This window comes from Mediterraneibacter agrestimuris (genome assembly GCF_943193195.1).
Classification (GTDB): domain Bacteria; phylum Bacillota; class Clostridia; order Lachnospirales; family Lachnospiraceae; genus Schaedlerella; species Schaedlerella agrestimuris.
This window is the reverse complement of sequence record NZ_CALPDG010000108.1, coordinates 1-1,681: the sequence shown is the minus strand read 5'-3', so window position 1 is coordinate 1,681 and position 1,681 is coordinate 1. Positions and strand designations below refer to the sequence as shown.

1 protein-coding gene and 1 pseudogene are annotated in these 1,681 nt (G+C 46.3%); both read left to right on the top strand.

Annotated features, from left to right (window positions below; translation table 11 throughout):
- Nucleotides 1-794, top strand: a pseudogene (locus tag NFS18_RS19255) (phage capsid protein); the annotation flags it as partial.
- Between the two features lie 9 nt (nucleotides 795-803).
- Nucleotides 804-1,681: phage minor capsid protein (locus tag NFS18_RS19250; protein WP_251393187.1), on the top strand; the 878-nt coding region annotated here is incomplete at its 3' end.

Genomic DNA, 1,681 nt, shown 5'->3' with positions numbered 1-1,681 from the left:
TTCCATGCAGTCTGGAAGCGGTAGAGGAATGGGAGGGCATCGATCCCGGTCCGGTTACTTACCCCGGAATGAACCGGATGGATTTTGGGTATTACCGGAATCCGATTAAGAACAAGGTAGATGGGTCAGCCTGTGGAGTATCTGTATATGATTCGGCGGTAAACCTAATCAGAAAGGCGGATATCCAGGGGGCAAGGCTTGATTGGGAATACGAATCCGGAGAGCGTGCCGTTCATGTTAATAACCGTGCGTTAAAGCAGAATAAGGCAACCGGGCGGTTCGGAATGGCAAGGCTGAATAAACGGCTGTACAGAGGCCTGGACCTGGAGGCTGGAAAAGACCAGGAGCTCCTTAAGGAATATTCACCGGAAATGAGGGATGAAGCGTTCAAACGGGGATTAGAAGAGTACAAGCGTGAGATAGAGTTTTTGGTAGGGCTTGCTTACGGGGATCTGTCAGATGTGCAGGAAGTGGCAAAAACAGCAACAGAGATAAAGGTATCCAAAAACCGAAAATACAACCGTGTCACGGCGATACAGAACAATCTGCACGATTGTCTGGAGGGATTTGCTGCCGGGCTTGCGTTTTACAACAGTCTCCTCAATTCCGGTTATGAATTTTCATGCAAGTTCAATGATTCCATTTTGACTGATGAAGAATCTGAAAGAAAGCAGGATATGGCGGATGTGGCAGCAGGCTTTATGCATCATTGGGAATACCGTATGAAATGGTATGGCGAGGACGAAGAAACAGCAAAAGCAAATGTTCCGGAACAGAACGGAATTATGGAATAGGTGATCTGAGTGAGGGAAGATTACAAAAAACAGTTATCCGGTCAGATAGAGAAACACTTCTCTAATCTGGAAATGCGGATCATGGAAGATATAGTCCGGAGGATACAAAAGACTGGGGAGATAACCAGTACAGCGGACTGGCAGATAACCAGGCTGCGGATTCTCGGGTATTCTTCGGAAGATATTGAGAAGATGCTGAAAGAAACACTAGATAAATCCTATCCGGAAATGTTTGAATTATATGACAAAGTGATTGATTGGGAATATGTCCGTAACAAGGATATATACGAGCAGATCAATGCTGGGTTTATCCCCTATGAAGAGAATGAGGAGCTGCAGAATATTGTTTCTGGGTTAATCCAGCAGAGTAATGATGAATTGCAGAATATTACAAAGTCCCTGGGTTTTTATCTTAGTTATGGATCCGGTGAAAAAGTACTTACACCACTGGCAGAGGTTTATCAGAAATATTTGGACGCTGCGTGTATGGATATTATTTCCGGCGCGTTCGACTACAACTCAGTCATAAGAAGGGTTGTGACACAGTTAACCAACAGCGGTTTGCGGCAGATTGATTATGCGTCCGGGAGAGCAAACCGGATCGATGTGGCGGCACGCAGGGCTGTCATGACCGGAATCACCCAGTTATCCGGGAAAATATCTGAGATAAATGCTGAGAAACTTGGAACGGATCATTTTGAAGTGGAGTGGCACGAAGGTGCCAGACCGACCCATGCGGTGTGGCAGGGGAGAGTGTATAGTAAAGAAGAGCTTACAACGGTTTGCGGACTCGGCAGTGTCACAGGTCTGCTTGGGGCAAACTGCTACCACATGTACCATCCATTCATTCCGGGAATATCCGTGAGGAACTGGACAGATGAGTGGTT